The sequence below is a fragment of the Lacinutrix gracilariae genome, assembly GCF_042684485.1.
Classification (GTDB): domain Bacteria; phylum Bacteroidota; class Bacteroidia; order Flavobacteriales; family Flavobacteriaceae; genus Oceanihabitans; species Oceanihabitans gracilariae.
In genome coordinates, this window is sequence record NZ_JBHULM010000001.1 from 118,477 (window position 1) to 130,781 (window position 12,305).

Annotated in this window: 12 protein-coding genes; 5 read left to right on the forward strand and 7 right to left on the reverse strand. The window is 32.0% G+C overall.

The annotated features are described in order from the left end of the window. Positions 1-199 precede the first annotated feature (199 nt). From katG to ACFSSB_RS00520, 4 genes are all read left to right on the forward strand, one after another. Positions 200-2,374 carry a catalase/peroxidase HPI gene (gene katG, locus ACFSSB_RS00505; protein WP_379899846.1) on the forward strand — a complete coding sequence of 725 codons (2,175 nt, stop codon included), beginning with the start codon at positions 200-202 and terminating at the stop codon, positions 2,372-2,374. Positions 2,375-2,456: 82 nt separating this feature from the next. Next, positions 2,457-2,927 carry an ankyrin repeat domain-containing protein gene (locus ACFSSB_RS00510; RefSeq protein ID WP_379899848.1) on the forward strand — a complete coding sequence of 157 codons (471 nt, stop codon included), beginning with the start codon at positions 2,457-2,459 and terminating at the stop codon, positions 2,925-2,927. Positions 2,928-3,272: 345 nt separating this feature from the next. After that, positions 3,273-4,415 (forward strand): MFS transporter, encoded by a 1,143-nt coding sequence (locus tag ACFSSB_RS00515; protein ID WP_379899850.1) that lies wholly within the window; start codon positions 3,273-3,275, stop codon positions 4,413-4,415. 43 nt (positions 4,416-4,458) lie between these two features. Then, positions 4,459-5,214 (forward strand): helix-turn-helix domain-containing protein, encoded by a 756-nt coding sequence (locus tag ACFSSB_RS00520; protein ID WP_379899852.1) that lies wholly within the window; start codon positions 4,459-4,461, stop codon positions 5,212-5,214. Positions 5,215-5,412: 198 nt separating this feature from the next. On the opposite strand, the gene ACFSSB_RS00525 is transcribed toward ACFSSB_RS00520, so the two are convergent. The 7 genes from ACFSSB_RS00525 to ACFSSB_RS00555 all read right to left on the reverse strand — a co-directional run bounded on the left by ACFSSB_RS00525 (position 5,413) and on the right by ACFSSB_RS00555 (position 11,651). Beyond that, complete coding sequence (locus ACFSSB_RS00525; protein WP_379899854.1) at positions 5,413-5,988, reverse strand: DJ-1/PfpI family protein; 576 nt, start codon at positions 5,986-5,988, stop codon at positions 5,413-5,415. 191 nt (positions 5,989-6,179) lie between these two features. After that, the gene (locus tag ACFSSB_RS00530) at positions 6,180-7,277 is read right to left on the reverse strand and encodes a polysaccharide lyase family 7 protein (protein WP_379899856.1); all 1,098 of its coding nucleotides are present in this window, start codon (positions 7,275-7,277) and stop codon (positions 6,180-6,182) included. Between the two features lie 177 nt (positions 7,278-7,454). Beyond that, the gene (locus tag ACFSSB_RS00535; protein WP_379899858.1) at positions 7,455-7,712 is read right to left on the reverse strand and encodes a DUF6952 family protein; all 258 of its coding nucleotides are present in this window, start codon (positions 7,710-7,712) and stop codon (positions 7,455-7,457) included. A 48-nt stretch (positions 7,713-7,760) separates the two neighbouring features. Beyond that, positions 7,761-8,069 (reverse strand): thioredoxin family protein, encoded by a 309-nt coding sequence (locus ACFSSB_RS00540; RefSeq protein ID WP_379899860.1) that lies wholly within the window; start codon positions 8,067-8,069, stop codon positions 7,761-7,763. Between the two features lie 14 nt (positions 8,070-8,083). After that, a complete protein-coding gene (locus tag ACFSSB_RS00545; RefSeq protein WP_215968116.1) occupies positions 8,084-8,722 on the reverse strand; it encodes a peroxiredoxin in 639 nt (212 codons plus the stop codon). A gap of 147 nt (positions 8,723-8,869) precedes the next feature. Further along, a complete protein-coding gene (gene nhaC / locus ACFSSB_RS00550; protein WP_379899863.1) occupies positions 8,870-10,336 on the reverse strand; it encodes a Na+/H+ antiporter NhaC in 1,467 nt (488 codons plus the stop codon). 115 nt (positions 10,337-10,451) lie between these two features. Beyond that, complete coding sequence (locus tag ACFSSB_RS00555; protein ID WP_379899865.1) at positions 10,452-11,651, reverse strand: aminotransferase class I/II-fold pyridoxal phosphate-dependent enzyme; 1,200 nt, start codon at positions 11,649-11,651, stop codon at positions 10,452-10,454. 165 nt (positions 11,652-11,816) lie between these two features. On the opposite strand from ACFSSB_RS00555, the gene ACFSSB_RS00560 reads away from it, so the two are divergent. Then, a complete protein-coding gene (locus ACFSSB_RS00560) occupies positions 11,817-12,275 on the forward strand; it encodes an Lrp/AsnC family transcriptional regulator (RefSeq protein WP_379899867.1) in 459 nt (152 codons plus the stop codon). Positions 12,276-12,305 lie beyond the last annotated feature (30 nt).

Sequence of the window (12,305 nt, forward strand, 5' to 3'; positions counted from 1 at the left end):
AATGTATGTTTCTTTCAGGTTAATTCTTTCTGGATATGCCTTTTAATTTTGTTTTAATAAATCTCTTTGTTTAACTTTAAGTATGGATGATAGTTAAATCTTATGGTAAAATAAAAACAATCAATTTTATTTATACATGTAAGATTTGCTTTAGAATTACTTTTATCAAAAATTAAACGAACTTAAAAACGATATAAAAATGGATCATAACAATAATGGAGATATTAGTCAATGCCCTTTTATGCAAGGAGCAATTACTACCACAGAAAAAACAGTAACAGATTGGTGGCCAAATACACTAAACTTAGATATTTTACACCAACACGATACAAAAACAAATCCGTTAGGAGCAGATTTTGATTATCATGAAGAATTAAAAAAACTAGATGTGGATGCTCTTAAAAAAGATCTTCATGAGTTTATGACAGATTCTCAAGATTGGTGGCCTGCAGATTGGGGACACTATGGAGGATTAATGATTAGAATGGCTTGGCATGCAGCAGGTTCTTATAGATTACCAGATGGACGTGGAGGAGGAGGAACAGGGAACCAACGTTTTGCTCCTTTAAACTCTTGGCCTGATAATGTAAGTTTAGATAAAGCAAGACGTTTGCTTTGGCCAATCAAGAAAAAATATGGAAACAAAGTAAGTTGGGCAGACCTTATTATTCTTGCAGGAACAATTGCTTATGAAAGTATGGGATTAAAAACCTATGGTTTTGCATTTGGTCGACAAGATATATGGCATCCAGAAAAAGATGTGTATTGGGGAGCAGAAAAAGAATGGTTAGCACCAAGTGATGAGCGTTATGCTAATGTTGAAAATCCTGCTACCATGGAAAATCCTTTAGCAGCTGTACAAATGGGATTAATATATGTAAATCCAGAAGGTGTTAATGGTAAGCCAGATCCTTTAAAAACGGCTCTACAAGTAAGAGAGACGTTTAAGAGAATGGCTATGAATGACGAGGAAACGGTTGCTTTAACTGCTGGAGGACATACAGTTGGTAAAGCACACGGAAATGGTGATGCTAGTATTTTAGGTCCTGAACCTGAAAGTGCAGGAGTAGAAGAACAAGGTTTAGGATGGTCTAATCCTACAAAATCTGGTATAGGTAGAGATACTGTAACTAGTGGATTAGAAGGAGCTTGGACAACACACCCAACAAAATGGGATAATGGCTTTTTTGAAATGCTTTTTAATCACGAGTGGGAATTACGTAAAAGTCCTGCAGGAGCCTTGCAATGGGAACCTGTAAGTATTAAAGAAGAAGATATGCCTGTAGATGTTGAAGATTTAACTACACGTTATAATCCTATGATGACAGATGCAGATATGGCTATGAAAATGGATCCTATTTATAAAGAGATTTCATTAAAATTTAAAAATGATTTTGATGCTTTTTCTGATGCTTTTGCACGTGCTTGGTTTAAACTAACACATCGTGATATGGGACCAAAAGACCGTTGGTTTGGCCCAGATGTACCGCAAGAAGATTTAATTTGGCAAGATCCAGTAGCTAAAGGAAATACAGATTATAATGTAGATGCTGTAAAAAATAAAATTGCAAGTACTAATTTATCTATTGCAGAACTGGTTTCTACTGCTTGGGATAGTGCTAGAACTTATAGAGGATCTGATTTTAGAGGTGGTACAAACGGAGCACGTATTCGTTTAGAACCTCAAAAAAACTGGCAAGCTAATGAGCCAGAACAATTACAAAAAGTATTGTCTGTGTTAGAACCTATTGCGGCAGAATTTGGTATTAGCGTTGCAGATACTATTGTATTAGCAGGTAATGTTGGTGTAGAAAAAGCCATTAAAAATGCAGGGTTAAGTGTAAGCGTACCTTTTGCTCCAGGTAGAGGAGATGCTACACAAGAAATGACAGATGTAGAGTCTTTTGAGTCTTTAGAGCCTCTTGCAGATGGTTATAGAAACTTCCAGAAAAAAGAATATGTAGTTAGTCCGGAAGAAATGTTACTAGACAAAACACAGCTACTTGGTTTAACAGCAGCAGAAATGACTGTTTTAGTAGGAGGAATGCGTGTTATGGGAACCAATTATGGAGGAACAAAACATGGTGTGTTTACAGAAAATGAAGGAGCATTAACTAATGATTTCTTTGTAAATCTTACCGATATGATTTACGAATGGAAATCTCTAGAAAACGGTATTTATGAAATTAAAAACCGTAAAACAGGAGAAGTTAAATTTACAGCAACTCGTATAGATTTAGTATTTGGTTCTAACTCTATTTTACGCTCTTATGCAGAAGTATATGCACAAGATGACAACAAAGAAAAATTTGTAAAAGACTTTGTTGCTGTTTGGACAAAAATGATGAACGCTAATCGTTTTGATATAAAATAGAAAAAAGGAAAGTAATTAAAAAGGAATGGATTTATAAAGTTCATTCCTTTTTTATGAAAAAAAAATTATAAAAGAAAAAGAAATGGAAAATATAGATGCTGTTTTTGAAAGTATACGCAACCAAAATCATGCTGTTTTAAAAGCCTTATTATCAGAAAACCCAAGATTAGCCGAAGCAAAAGACCAACGTGGTTTTACACCATTAATTTTGGCAACTTATTTTGATAACGAAGCTGCTACCAAAATATTAATAGAAAACCAAGCACCAATAAACGATAAAGATGCTTCTGGAAACACTGCTTTAATTGGTGTAAGTTTTAAAGGAAACGTGGCTTTTGCAAAATATTTAATTGAAAACGGAGCAGATTTAAATGCGGTGAATAATAATGGTACTACAGCGTTGGCATTTGCTACGCAATACAATAAAGTTGCTATTGTAGAATTGTTATTAGCGCATCAAGCAGATGCTACTATTAAAGATAATGAAGGAAAAATGGCTTTAGACTATGCAGAAAATAAAGGCTTTACAGAAATTGTAGCGCTTTTAAAATAAAAAAACGCGCATAATAAAAACGGAGTTTAGGGTTAACTTGTAAAAGCTTTCTTTAAACTCCGTTTTATTTGATACAAGTACTACTTATTTAAAAGGAGTGTAATTTGTTTTAAACAAGATTAATTCAAGTTTATGGACATGTGTTTTATTCTGGTTTATAAACTTCCAATTCTTACTTATATAACTATTAGTTTTTAATTTTTTACAATATTGAATTGATAAAGAAAGTTTGTGATGTATGCCAACAGCTGTATAGCGTGGCTTATTTGATGACATTTCCATTTTTGTATAGTAAATTAGAAAAGTGGTAAACCTTTTCTAATTGAATAGTTAGAATTTTGCTGCATGGATAAAATATCAAACTTCGGAATTTTCACCTTGCTATTTGTTAGTAGCTTAACCATAATGGTAGGTGCTGTTATTGCTCCTTCTTTATCAGGAATTGTAGAACACAAAAACTTAGGTTTTTCGGCTAGTTGGCTTATTACATTACCATCTTTAGGTGTGGTTCTTTTTGCGCCTTTGGTTGGTAAACTTTTAAATAAATTAGGAATCCTTAAGCTGTTAAGTTTAGGACTTGTACCATATGCTTTTTTAGGTTTTTTTGGTGCATTTATTACCAATGATTATCTGTTAATTATAGATAGAATATTGTTAGGTGCTGCAACAGTAGCAGTACAAGTATCTGTAACGGCATATATAGCAGATTTTTTTAGCGGAGAGTCAAGAATGAAAATGATAGCTTGGCAAGGAATGTCTATAGAGTTTGGAGGTGTTTTATTTTTAGCTATAGGAGGTGTTTTAGGCGAAATGGATTGGCAATTTCCTTTTTACATTTACCTTATTGCTTTGCTGTGTTTGTTTTTAGTGGCTACCATACTACCAAAACCTAAGGGTAGAATAGAAAATAAGGATAATACAGAAACAAAAGAAAGTAAAAGTAAATTTAAAGTTAAACTCATTTTTGTGTCATCACTTTTAGCAATGATGTTATTTTTTGTAGGCTTTGTTACTTTGCCTTTATATCTACCAGAATCATTTCATTTTAGTAAATCTGAAACCGGTTATTTAATGGCTTTTATTTCGTTAATAGCTATAATAACTGCAAGTCAAATGCCTAAAATGGTAAAAACATTTGGAGCAGGTAAAACAGTTGTTTTTGGGTTTTTATTTTTTATGTTAGGTTATTTGGTGTTGGCAGCATCCATAAGCGTACCTTTTTTAGTGCTAGCAACAATTTTTATAGGTATAGGTTTTGGGTTTACTATTCCTGTCTTAAATCATATGATTCTTGAAGCAAGCACGTTGCATAACCAAGGGAAAAACTTAGGGTTGTTTTCTATGGGTGTTTTTGGTGGTCAGTTTCTTTCTACATTTATTGAGTATTTTACCGATAATTATACTGCAATTTATGGCATTGCAGTAGTTTTAGCTTTTATTATTGCTTGTGTAATTTATTTTATGTTTGAAAAATTATCGAAAAACTAAATTTGATAAATTCTTCCTATTTTTGAAAGATATTTATAAGTAGATGAGCATAACAAGTTGGAAGAATAAAATTCAAATTATAGAAACATTTGACAGTGATTTAGAGTCGCTTTCGGGAAATTCTATGGGAATTTATTTTGAAAGTAATTCTGAAAACAATTTAACCATTTATTTTAAGCCTTTAAATGAAGTTTTTAAAAACGAAGTATTTAAGGAAAAAGCAGGTCTTTTACTTCTTTTTGAGCGTGATCTTATTGATGAAGATGATATTGAATATGTATTAGATGTAATGTCACTTTTTAATAAATTTCCTCAATTTGTATTAACACAACAAACCGAAAAGGAGCAAATACTTAAAATTAATGATTTGCTTAAAAAGGAATATTATAGTGATGCTGTATCTTATATAATGCTTAAAAGTTTGCTTAAGGTGTTGTTGCTACATTTAATAAGGTTTCAAAATAATAGCTTTTTAAAACAAGATTTAAGTCAAAAAAGAGTGTTTATGTTTCTAGAGTTAATGGAAATTCATTTTTTAGAAAAAACAAACACTAGTTTTTATGCAGACAAAATAGGTATTAGTAGTAAACGATTAAATCAAATTTTAAAAGAAAAACTAAACCTAACGGCAAAACAAATTATTCAGCAAAGACAAATTACCGAAGCAAAACGAAGACTCGTTAGAAGTGAAATTACCATCAAAGAATTGGCTTTTATATTAGGTTTTGATTCTATGAGTAGTTTTTCTAGGTTTTTTAAAAAGCATATAGGAGTAAGTCCTTCTGTTTTTAGACAATAAAGATGTTTGTGTTTTTTTACGTTTAATTTTTTGTCTGCTTCGCTAAGCAGTACAAGAAGTATGACACATAACAATACAATATAATTATAAGTGCATGTAAAGCATAAAAAAACCACTAAGCTGTAGCAAAGTGGTTTTACCAATTTTATTTTTTCTTTATAACATATAAAACAGGTTAATAAAGAAGGAGTTAGAGTGTTATATTGAAATAGTTGCTCCCATAATTTTTAAAAATTCTCTTATAAAACTTGGGTGTGCAGGCCAAGCAGGAGAGGTAACAAGGTTACCATCTACAAACACGCCATCTGCAGGAATGTCTTGAAAATGGCCACCTGCTAAGGTAACTTCTGGTCCTACAGCAGGATATGCAGTAAGTTTTTTTCCTTTTACAACATCTGCAGCTGTTAGTATTTGAATTCCGTGACAAATAGCTGCCACAGGCTTATCTGCTTCAAAAAAATGCTGAACTATTTCAATTACTTTTTTATTTAATCTTAAATATTCAGGAGCGCGTCCTCCAGCAATAACTAAACCGTCATAATCTGTTACTTCTACAGAATCAAAACTGTAATTTAATACAAAATTATGTCCTGGTTTTTCGGTGTACGTTTGGTCTCCTTCAAAATCATGGATTGCAGTTTTAATGCTGTCTCCTTTCTTTTTGTCTGGACAAACGGTATGCACTTCATAGCCTACCATTTCAAGCATTTGAAAAGGAACCATAGTTTCATAATCTTCTGTAAAATCTCCTGTTAAGAATAGTACTTTTTTCATTGTTTTTTGTGTTTAATGATTGTGTTGTTTGTATTGTTACCTATTAATGTTGCTATTTTTAATATGTGGTTAAACGAATATAGTGGAAAAATCTTATAATTTCAAGGGCATTTGCCAACAAAAAACCACTATGTTAATGTATAGTGGTTTTAGGTAAATATTTATTGTAATTGGTTTAATTACAGTTTTTTTTAATCGTTTTTAGAGAAGTATTCTTCATTAGATACAGCAGCATCACTTACGCTTATGCTTGCGGTTTTAAACCAAACTTCGGCATAGTTACCATCTGCATATTGTTTTTGTATATCTCCATTATGTGTTTCTGCTCCAGAACACCAATTTTTGTTTACTTCTGGTGATTTTCCGTTGGTTTGGTTGTAAGCACCAAGCTTAAAGAAACAGCCTTCACCTGTGTATGCTTCTTTGCGTTCTACACCATCTTGACCAATTGGTACAAATAATTTTTTTGTTTGCTCAGGTATGTCTGCTTTTGTAGCATATTCAGAAGCTATAAGGTTTTTGGTAAAGGTTTTTGTTTCATGACCTTCACTAGTAAAGGTTAAGTGCATCATACCATCTTTAACTACTACTTCATAGCTAAATTCTTCGCCTAAAGCAATACCATCTTTAGGTTCTTCTGGATAGGTGTTTTCTTCTGTGCCAACTACAGAAAAGTCGTTTCCCCAAACTGCAGAAGAATAGTCCCATCTTTTAGAATTATCATCTCCTGCTGTATTTATTTCATAATGCCAGAATACAGATCCTTTGGTGTGTCCTGGAAACTTTTTGTAAAATATTTTAAGTGGTTCGTTCTCAAAGGCATCTGCACTATGAATTTGTCCTACAACCACAGCGTGTGTTGCAGCTACACGAGCATCACCTGTAGCAGAAACATTCATAACCTTAAGTGTTGCTGTTAATTTATCATTAGCTGTTTTTGGGTACCATTTTTTTATTTGCGCTAATTCGGTTCTAGTATTGTTAGAGGTTCCGTGTGTGTCTCCTCCGTTAGGAGCTTTAAAAACTACCCAATTGGTGTTGTTTTCATTTACAGTATAAAAGAAATCTTTGTTTTCAAAATTATTAGCAATTCCTGCGTTGGAGCCATCTCCAAGAATTAATTTCCAATCATCAAAAAACGGAATCACATCACTTGCGTACACTTTTTTTTCTGTAGTTACTTCTTTGGCTGTTTCTGCTGGTTTGGTTTCTTTCTTACAACTATTTAATGTTGTAAAAATACTTAGTAGCACACATGTTGCTAGTGCTGTAATAGGTTGTTTAGTCATTATTAGTTAGTTTTTGTTTGTAATAAGTTTTTGCATTAGAGTGGATTATTGTAGAAATACAATGATAATGCTTTAACTAAGTTAGAAAAATAATTGGTTAACCAATTGTTTTTAACAAAAAAAACCACTTTGCAAGTGCAAAGTGGTTTTAAATACTAATTTTTCTTTTTCAATTTTCTATTTATCAATAGAACCTAAAACACGTTTCATAAAGTTATTTGCTGCATCTTTTTTAGAGGCACCATCTTTAATCATTTTATTTACTTCAATAGCGCCATACATATTAGAGATTAGCTCTCCAATAACGTCTAGTTCTTCATCTTTTAATGAAGGAACTTCGGTTAAGGCTTCTAAAGTTTCAATGGTTTCAACAATATAGTCTTCATCATTGTCTTCAATAAATTGTGTTAGGTGTTTTATTACAGGTAATTTCATAAATAGTTTTATTTTTTATTTCTGCCAAGACAGAAATGTGTTTTAATATTATGCTACTTCGTCAACTAATTCTTTTAAAACATCAAATTTGTTTGTCTGTGTTTGATTTACAAATTTTCCGTCTTTAAAAGTGGCAAACGTTGGTAAATTATCTACTGTAGCTAATTTTCTTGATTCCGGAAATTTTTCCGCGTCAGCGATAACAAACGTAATATCTTCTAACTCTCCAGCTAATTTTTTAACCTTTGGTTTCATTATACGACAGTTACCACACCAAGTTGCAGAATATTGTACAACAACGGTTTTGTTAGCAGTAATAATTTCATTTAAGTTATCTTGACTTAATTCTTGTACCATAATATTTGTGTTTTTTAGTGAGTTGCTAAGTAAGCTGCAGTTGCTTTAGCATCAGCAGACATTGCGTCTTTTCCTTCTTCCCAGTTTGCTGGACAAACTTCTCCTTTTTCTTGTACGTGAGTTAAAGCATCGATAATACGTAAAAACTCATTTACGTTTCTACCAATAGGCATGTTGTTTACACCTTCGTGTTGTACAATGCCATCCTCATCAATTACGTAAGTAGCTCTATAGGTTACATTGTCACCTTCAACAGTTACAACTCCTGTTTCTTCGTTATATTTTTCATTAGTGATATCTAAAATACCTAAAGTAGAAGCAAGGTTACGGTTAGAGTCTGCTAAAATTGGGTAAGTAACACCTTCAATTCCTCCATTGTCTTTTGGTGTGTTTAACCATGCAAAGTGTACTTCTGGAGTATCACAAGAAGCACCAATAACAATTGTGTTTCTTTTTTCAAATTCTGCTTTAGCAGCTTCAAAAGCATGTAATTCTGTTGGGCAAACAAAAGTAAAATCTTTTGGGTACCAGAATAATAATACTTTTTTCTTGTTGTTTTTTGCTTCTTCAAGAACGTTCACTTTAAAAGTGTCTCCCATTTCGTTCATTGCGTCTACATTTAAATCTGGAAATTGTTTTCCTACTATAGCCATTTCTATAAAAATTTTTTAATTAATACATTGTTTTTTCAGTAGACAAAGATACAGTTGAAGCATAAAAAAACAAGCCTAATAAAATTTTAAAATCTTATTAGGCTATAAATTTTTATTATAGTAAAATGTAAATGTGATAATTTACAGTTATTTAGTTTTAAGTTGTCTTATTTTAAGGTTAAGCGCAGCAAAAAATAAAGTTGTAAAAGGACTAAGCCAGTTAAATATTGCGTAGACAAAATACTCACCAACTCCAACACCTAGAACACTAGATTGGTATGCTCCACAGGTATTCCAAGGAATAAGTACAGAGGTTACAGTACCAGAATCTTCTAAGGTTCTACTTAAGTTTTCTGGAGCCAAACCTTTGTCTTCATACGCTTTTTTAAACATTTTTCCAGGAATAACAATAGCTAAATATTGATCGGAAGCTATGGCATTTAATCCTAAACAGCTAATTACTGTACTAGCAAATAAGCCAAATACAGAGTTTGCAAGTTTTAAAAGTTCTTTAGTTATTCTTGATAAGGCACCAATAGCATCCATAATACCTCCAAATATCATGGCACAGCAAATTAATAAGATGGTCCAAACCATACCTTGCATTCCGCCAGCACTAAATAAATCGTTTAATTTTTCATTATCTGTAGTAATTTGTGTGTCTGTAAAAATAGCATTTATAACTGCAGACATATTAGAATCGGATAATGCATTAAGCACATCTGCTTGAAAAATAAAAGCAAAAACAGCTGCTAGTAGTACACCTGAAGTTAAAGCTACTAAAGGTTTTGTTTTTAATAGTATTAAAGCAACAACGGTTACAGGTACAATAAATAAAAGAGGTGTAATGTTAAAAGTAGCCTTTATACTCGTTAATAATCCAGTGATATCTGCATTTCCTGTTGTTTCTGTATTAGCACTCATAATAGAAAAAGCAATCAAGGTTATTATAAGTGTAGGTACTGTGGTCATGGTCATATATTTAATGTGCGTAAACAAATCTGTTCCAGCCATAGCAGGAGCAAGGTTTGTGGTATCACTAAGCGGAGACATTTTATCACCAAAATATGCTCCAGAAATTACAGCACCTGCAATCATTCCTGGGTTTATACCTAAGGCAGAACCAATACCAATTAATGCTATACCAACGGTTGCAGAGGTGGTCCAACTACTACCAGTTGCAATAGAAATAATAGCACAAATAATTACCGAAGCTGGTAAGAATATAGCAGGACTTAATACTTGTAAACCATAATACACCATGGCAGGAATGACACCACTAATAAGCCAAGTTCCTGCTAATGCACCAACAAGAAAAAGAATCATGATAGGAACAAAGACACTTTTAAGGTTTTCTGCAATTTCTTTTACCATTACTAAAGGCGAAACTTTGTTATATAATCCATCAATAAAAGCAGCAAAGCCACCAATTAATAAAATAATTTGATTGGAGTATTCTCCAAACATTTCTCCTTCTGCAAAAAAGATATTGTAAGCTAATAAACTCATTAATATTACAACAGGTATAAGAGCTTCCCATATATTAAGCTCTTTGTTTTCCATTATTTTTTGGTCTTGAATATTAATTTCGGAAAGATTATCGTCTTTGTGCATGTATATTATTAGTTTAAGAAGTGTAATGTTACGATTTTACGATAAAGTATGCAAATGCAAAAAAAGGCTTGAATTTCTTCAAACCTTTATTTTATCTTAAAGTATAATTTTAGAATTAAATAATATGTAAGGCTAACATGCAAGCTTTCATGTTATTAAATGTACGTTCTATGTCTGCATCTAATCCTATAGAAAAACGAATTAGCCCATCACTTAATCCCATTTCTTTTTGCTCTTCTTCCGGAATTTCTGAAGAAGTAGAGCTTCCAGGAGCAGAGAATAGCGTTTTATAAAAACCTAAGCTTACCGCTAAATAACCAAGATTTTTTTCTTGCATCATTTCCATTAAGGCATTGGCTTTATCTAGTGAGCCAACATCAATGGTAAGCATTCCGCCAAAACCATATTTATCATTCATCATAGATTTAAATAAAGCATGCGAAGGATGTGAGGACAAACCTGGATATACTGTTTTTAACCCTAAACCTTCAAATTTTTCGGCTAAATAGCTTGCATTAAAACTATGTTGTTGCATTCTTATATGAAGTGTTCTTAGGTTTTTTAAAACAGAAGCAGCACGTAGGCTATCCATAGTACTTCCTAAAAGCATACATGCACCATCATTTACATTGCGTAAATTATCAATAAATTCTTGTGTACCACAAACAACGCCACCAACAGTATCACTAGAACCGTTGATGAATTTTGTTAAGCTGTGTATTACAACATCTGCACCTAATGCAGCTGGTGAAATGGATAATGGAGAAAATGTATTATCAACAACCAATTTAAGGTTGTGTTTTTTAGCTAATTTGGCTAATCCTGCAATATCTGCAACTTCTAATAAAGGGTTACTTACAGACTCACAGTAAATTATTTTTGTGTTTGGTGTTATAGCAGCTTCCACCACATCTAGTTTGGTAATATCAACAAAAGTAGTTGCAATATTAAAACGAGGTGTAAAGTTTTTTAAAAAAGCGTAGGTTCCTCCATAAATAGTTCTGCTAGAAACAATATGATCTCCAGAACCACATAATTGCATAATAACAGGTGTAATAGCTCCCATTCCAGATGCAGTAACGTTGGCTGTTTCTGTACCTTCCATAGCAGCAAGTGCTTCTCCTAAATAAAGATTTGAAGGTGTAGAGTGGCGTGAGTATAAATAACATCCATCTGCATTACCTTCAAAAGTATCAAACATTGTTTTTGCTGATAAAAAAGTATAGGTTGAGGAGTCTGAAATAGATGGGTTTACACCTCCAAATTCTCCAAAATATTGTAAGTCTTGTATGTTGTTTGCTGGTTTAAAAGCCATAATAAAGAATTGATTTAGTTAATATAGTTGTAAAATTCTATTTATTTAGATTAATAATCAATAGATGTTGTGTTATTTAGATTTTAAATCTATTAATTATTATATTAGTAGTTTAATATTAATTTTAAATAGAATTATTTCTGTTTTTACTGAAAATTTTTCGAAATGACTTTTGATGCAATAGACCAAAAACTAATTCAGCTTTTACAACAAGATAGTAAACAAACCAATAAAGAGTTGTCTAATAAGCTTAATCTTTCTGTTACAGCAGTTTATGAAAGAATTAAAAAGCTAGAAAATCAAGGTGTAATAAATAAGTACGTGGCTTTGGTGAATAAAGAAAAAGTAAATAAGTCTTTTGTTGCTTTTTGCCATGTTAAGCTTGTACAGCATACACAAGAATATGTAATAAAATTTGAAAAGGAAGTTACTAGTTTACAAGAAGTTTTAGAGTGCTACCACATTAGTGGTGACTATGATTATCTTTTAAAAGTATTGGTGAAAGATATGGAAGCTTTTAGAGAATTTATGGTTAATAGATTAACAAAAATTAATCATATTGGTAGTACGCATAGTATGTTTGTAATTAATCAAGTAAAGCACACAACAGCAATAAATGTGTAAATTTAAAAGTATAAAAATTTAAAGTGTTTT

Coding starts and splice junctions, on each gene's coding strand:
- ACFSSB_RS00515 (WP_379899850.1), top strand. CDS start 3,273: ATGGATAAAATATCAAACTTCGGAATTTTCACCTTGCTATTTGTTAGT.
- ACFSSB_RS00525 (WP_379899854.1), bottom strand. CDS start 5,988: ATGAAAAAAGTACTATTCTTAACAGGAGATTTTACAGAAGATTATGAA.
- ACFSSB_RS00520 (WP_379899852.1), top strand. CDS start 4,459: ATGAGCATAACAAGTTGGAAGAATAAAATTCAAATTATAGAAACATTT.
- ACFSSB_RS00560 (WP_379899867.1), top strand. CDS start 11,817: ATGACTTTTGATGCAATAGACCAAAAACTAATTCAGCTTTTACAACAA.
- nhaC (WP_379899863.1), bottom strand. CDS start 10,336: ATGCACAAAGACGATAATCTTTCCGAAATTAATATTCAAGACCAAAAA.
- ACFSSB_RS00545 (WP_215968116.1), bottom strand. CDS start 8,722: ATGGCTATAGTAGGAAAACAATTTCCAGATTTAAATGTAGACGCAATG.
- ACFSSB_RS00530 (WP_379899856.1), bottom strand. CDS start 7,277: ATGACTAAACAACCTATTACAGCACTAGCAACATGTGTGCTACTAAGT.
- ACFSSB_RS00555 (WP_379899865.1), bottom strand. CDS start 11,651: ATGGCTTTTAAACCAGCAAACAACATACAAGACTTACAATATTTTGGA.
- ACFSSB_RS00540 (WP_379899860.1), bottom strand. CDS start 8,069: ATGGTACAAGAATTAAGTCAAGATAACTTAAATGAAATTATTACTGCT.
- katG (WP_379899846.1), top strand. CDS start 200: ATGGATCATAACAATAATGGAGATATTAGTCAATGCCCTTTTATGCAA.
- ACFSSB_RS00535 (WP_379899858.1), bottom strand. CDS start 7,712: ATGAAATTACCTGTAATAAAACACCTAACACAATTTATTGAAGACAAT.
- ACFSSB_RS00510 (WP_379899848.1), top strand. CDS start 2,457: ATGGAAAATATAGATGCTGTTTTTGAAAGTATACGCAACCAAAATCAT.